Annotated in this window: 2 rRNA genes; both read left to right on the forward strand. The window is 55.5% G+C overall.

From position 1 onward, the window contains the following. The first annotated feature begins 191 nt into the window (after positions 1–191). Positions 192–1,726 (forward strand): 16S ribosomal RNA (locus HQQ88_RS19145). 432 nt (positions 1,727–2,158) lie between these two features. Continuing rightward, positions 2,159–5,287, forward strand: a 23S ribosomal RNA gene (locus HQQ88_RS19150). The 16S and 23S rRNA genes sit together here, the layout of an rRNA operon. Positions 5,288–5,391 lie beyond the last annotated feature (104 nt).

Genomic DNA, 5,391 nt, shown 5'->3' on the forward strand with positions numbered 1-5,391 from the left:
GAGTGCGTCTGGTCCTTGAGAACTCAACAGCGTGCACATTGTCAATGCCAATTTATTGATTGACCTCGTGCCTGGGCAGCTTCGGTTGTTCAGGTCATGATGCAATTCCTTTTGGATTGAAGATTGTCAGTAGACAGTCAACAGTCAGAATCAACTCGGTCTGATGCCTTCGGGTGTTGGGTCTGTATTTTTTTACGGAGAGTTTGATCCTGGCTCAGGACGAACGCTGGCGGCGTGCTTAACACATGCAAGTCGAACGATGATGCCCAGCTTGCTGGGTGGATTAGTGGCGAACGGGTGAGTAACACGTGAGTAACCTGCCCCTGACTCTGGGATAAGCGTTGGAAACGACGTCTAATACTGGATATGACTACCGGCCGCATGGTCTGGTGGTGGAAAGATTTTTTGGTTGGGGATGGACTCGCGGCCTATCAGCTTGTTGGTGAGGTAATGGCTCACCAAGGCGACGACGGGTAGCCGGCCTGAGAGGGTGACCGGCCACACTGGGACTGAGACACGGCCCAGACTCCTACGGGAGGCAGCAGTGGGGAATATTGCACAATGGGCGAAAGCCTGATGCAGCAACGCCGCGTGAGGGATGACGGCCTTCGGGTTGTAAACCTCTTTTAGTAGGGAAGAAGCGACTGAGTTTACTCTGAGTGACGGTACCTGCAGAAAAAGCACCGGCTAACTACGTGCCAGCAGCCGCGGTAATACGTAGGGTGCAAGCGTTGTCCGGAATTATTGGGCGTAAAGAGCTCGTAGGCGGTTTGTCGCGTCTGCTGTGAAATCCCGAGGCTCAACCTCGGGCTTGCAGTGGGTACGGGCAGACTAGAGTGCGGTAGGGGAGATTGGAATTCCTGGTGTAGCGGTGGAATGCGCAGATATCAGGAGGAACACCGATGGCGAAGGCAGATCTCTGGGCCGTAACTGACGCTGAGGAGCGAAAGCATGGGGAGCGAACAGGATTAGATACCCTGGTAGTCCATGCCGTAAACGTTGGGCGCTAGATGTAGGGACCTTTCCACGGTTTCTGTGTCGTAGCTAACGCATTAAGCGCCCCGCCTGGGGAGTACGGCCGCAAGGCTAAAACTCAAAGGAATTGACGGGGGCCCGCACAAGCGGCGGAGCATGCGGATTAATTCGATGCAACGCGAAGAACCTTACCAAGGCTTGACATACACCGGAAACGGCCAGAGATGGTCGCCCCCTTGTGGTCGGTGTACAGGTGGTGCATGGTTGTCGTCAGCTCGTGTCGTGAGATGTTGGGTTAAGTCCCGCAACGAGCGCAACCCTCGTTCTATGTTGCCAGCGGGTTATGCCGGGGACTCATAGGAGACTGCCGGGGTCAACTCGGAGGAAGGTGGGGATGACGTCAAATCATCATGCCCCTTATGTCTTGGGCTTCACGCATGCTACAATGGCCGGTACAAAGGGCTGCGATACCGTAAGGTGGAGCGAATCCCAAAAAGCCGGTCTCAGTTCGGATTGAGGTCTGCAACTCGACCTCATGAAGTCGGAGTCGCTAGTAATCGCAGATCAGCAACGCTGCGGTGAATACGTTCCCGGGCCTTGTACACACCGCCCGTCAAGTCATGAAAGTCGGTAACACCCGAAGCCGGTGGCCTAACCCTTGTGGAAGGAGCCGTCGAAGGTGGGATCGGTGATTAGGACTAAGTCGTAACAAGGTAGCCGTACCGGAAGGTGCGGCTGGATCACCTCCTTTCTAAGGAGCATCTGGCCTCGTGTGCCCTTCGGGGTGGGCGTGGTCCAGGCGCCTGATTCGGACCGAACGTGTCCGACGGGTAGCTCATGGGTGGAACATTGACAGTGCAGTTGGGAGTGATGCTTCCGACCTCAGTACGCTCTGCTTGCAGGGTTGGGACGGGTTGGGGTGGAGCTGCTCAGCTGGTGCACGTTGTTGGGTCCTGAGGGACCAGGCTTCCTGATCTGCCGTGAGGTGGGTTGGGGGTTGGGCCTGCGGGTCCTTCGCCGGGCCGCATGAAGCACTGTCACTGGACGGTGGGGAGTGTGGTGCCGATCGTATGTTGAGAACTACACAGTGGACGCGAGCATCTTTGATTCGCGTCATCCAATCGACCGGGCACTTTTGGTGTTCGTGTTGTGGGTGATGACGGATCGCAATTTTAATCTTTGTGGTCAAGTTTCTAAGAGCAAACGGTGGATGCCTTGGCATCTGGAGCCGAAGAAGGACGTAGAAATCTGCGATAAGCCTCGGGGAGCTGATAATCGAGCCCTGATCCGAGGATTTCCGAATGGGGAAACCCCGCTGGGCGCTTTTGTGACCTGGTGACTCCCGCCTGAATATATAGGGCGGGTAGAGGGAACGTGGGGAAGTGAAACATCTCAGTACCCACAGGAAGAGAAAACAACATGTGATTCCGTGAGTAGTGGCGAGCGAAAGCGGATGAGGCTAAACCGATCATGTGTGATAGCCGGCGGGCGTTGCATGGTCGGGGTTGTGGGACACGTCACTCAGTTCTGCCGGACTGGGGCGGTTACAGCGCATCATAGTCGAACCGGTTTGAAAGCCGGGCCGTAGTGGGTGCCAGCCCCGTAGACGAAATGGTGTTATGGCCGGATGTGTATCCCAAGTAGCACGGGGCCCGAGAAATCCCGTGTGAATCTGTCAGGACCACCTGATAAGCCTAAATACTCCCAGATGACCGATAGCGGACAAGTACCGTGAGGGAAAGGTGAAAAGTACCCCGGGAGGGGAGTGAAATAGTACCTGAAACCGTTTGCTTACAAACCGTCGGAGCCTCCTTAGTAGGGGTGACGGCGTGCCTTTTGAAGAATGAGCCTGCGAGTTAGTGATATGTGGCGAGGTTAACCCGTGTGGGGCAGCCGTAGCGAAAGCGAGTCTGAATAGGGCGTTTGAGTCGCATGTTCTAGACCCGAAGCGAAGTGATCTATCCATGGCCAGGTTGAAGCGACGGTAAGACGTCGTGGAGGACCGAACCCACTTCAGTTGAAAATGGAGGGGATGAGCTGTGGATAGGGGTGAAAGGCCAATCAAACTTCGTGATAGCTGGTTCTCTCCGAAATGCATTTAGGTGCAGCGTTGCGTGTTTCTCGCCGGAGGTAGAGCTACTGGATGGCCGATGGGCCTCAACAGGTTACTGACGTCAGCCAAACTCCGAATGCCGGTGAGTGAGAGCGCAGCAGTGAGACGGTGGGGGATAAGCTTCATCGTCGAGAGGGAAACAACCCAGACTACCAACTAAGGTCCCTAAGCGTGTGCTAAGTGGGAAAGGATGTGGAGTTGCATAGACAACCAGGAGGTTGGCTTAGAAGCAGCCACCCTTGAAAGAGTGCGTAATAGCTCACTGGTCAAGTGATTCCGCGCCGACAATGTAACGGGGCTCAAGCACACCACCGAAGTTGTAGATTTCGCACACTAGACAAGCCTTCGTGGTTCAGTCGTGCGGAGTGGTAGGAGAGCGTCGTGTGGCGAGTGAAGCGGCGGAGTGATCCAGCCGTGGACGCTACACGAGTGAGAATGCAGGCATGAGTAGCGAAAGACGGGTGAGAAACCCGTCCTCCGAAAGACCAAGGGTTCCAGGGCCAGGTTAATCCGCCCTGGGTAAGTCGGGACCTAAGGCGAGGCCGACAGGCGTAGTCGATGGACAACGGGTTGATATTCCCGTACCGGCGAACAACCGCCCAAGCTAATCCAGTGGTGCTAAGAGTCCTAACCCGGACGACCGGATCCCTTCGGGGTGATGGTGGCCGGTCTAACGCTCGACCCCATGCTGGTGCGGTTAGCGTATGAACAGGTGTGACGCAGGAAGGTAGCTGAGCCAGGCGATGGTATCCGTAAGGTGAACCTGGTGTAAGGATGTAGGGCTGACGATAGGCAAATCCGTCGTCTGTATGCCTGAGATCCGACGCGTACCCGTAAGGGGAAATCAGTGATCCTATGCTGCCGAGAAAAGCATCGACGCGAGGTTGCAGCCGCCCGTACCCGAAACCGACTCAGGTGGTCAGGTAGAGAATACCAAGGAGATCGAGAGAATCGTGGTTAAGGAACTCGGCAAAATGCCCCCGTAACTTCGGGAGAAGGGGGGCCGGACACGTGACCGGACTTTGCTCCGTGAGCGTTGAAGGCCGCAGAGACCAGTGGGAAGCGACTGTTTACTAAAAACACAGGTCCGTGCGAAGTCGCAAGACGATGTATACGGACTGACGCCTGCCCGGTGCTGGAAGGTTAAGAGGAAGGGTTAGCCTTTGGGCGAAGCTCTGAATTTAAGCCCCAGTAAACGGCGGTGGTAACTATAACCATCCTAAGGTAGCGAAATTCCTTGTCGGGTAAGTTCCGACCTGCACGAATGGCGTAACGACTTCCCAGCTGTCTCAACCGCGAACTCGGCGAAATTGCACTACGAGTAAAGATGCTCGTTACGCGCAGCAGGACGGAAAGACCCCGTGACCTTTACTACAGTTTGGTATTGGTGTTCGGTGTGGCTTGTGTAGGATAGGTGGGAGACTGTGAAGCGGGCACGCTAGTGTTCGTGGAGTCATTGTTGAAATACCACTCTGGTCACTCTGGATGTCTAACGTAGGACCCTGATCGGGTTCATGGACAGTGCCTGATGGGTAGTTTAACTGGGGCGGTTGCCTCCCAAAGAGTAACGGAGGCGCCCAAAGGTTCCCTCAACCTGGTTGGCAATCAGGTGGCGAGTGTAAGTGCACAAGGGAGCTTGACTGTGAGACTGACAGGTCGAGCAGGGACGAAAGTCGGGACTAGTGATCCGGCAGTGGCTTGTGGAAGCGCTGTCGCTCAACGGATAAAAGGTACCTCGGGGATAACAGGCTGATCTTGCCCAAGAGTCCATATCGACGGCATGGTTTGGCACCTCGATGTCGGCTCGTCGCATCCTGGGGCTGGAGTAGGTCCCAAGGGTTGGGCTGTTCGCCCATTAAAGCGGTACGCGAGCTGGGTTTAGAACGTCGTGAGACAGTTCGGTCCCTATCCGCTGCGCGCGTTGGAAATTTGAGAAGATCTATCCCTAGTACGAGAGGACCGGGATGGACGAACCTCTGGTGTGTCAGTTGTTCTGCCAAGGGCACCGCTGATTAGCTACGTTCGGACCGGATAACCGCTGAAAGCATCTAAGCGGGAAGCCGTCTTCGAGATGAGATTTCCATGCACCTTGAGTGTGAGAGGCTCCCAGCAGACTACTGGGTTGATAGGCCGGATGTGGAAGCGGGGACTAACGACCCGTGGAGCTGACCGGTACTAATAAGCCGAAGACTTGATAACACACTGATTTCCGTGCACTTGTTGCACGGGCTCGCGTCCACTTTGTGGTTCCCGACAGACGATCGGGAATCAAACTGAATACACCGCTCTGCCCATTCGTGGGC

This window comes from Curtobacterium sp. VKM Ac-2861 (assembly GCF_013204965.1).
Classification (GTDB): Bacteria; Actinomycetota; Actinomycetes; order Actinomycetales; family Microbacteriaceae; genus Curtobacterium.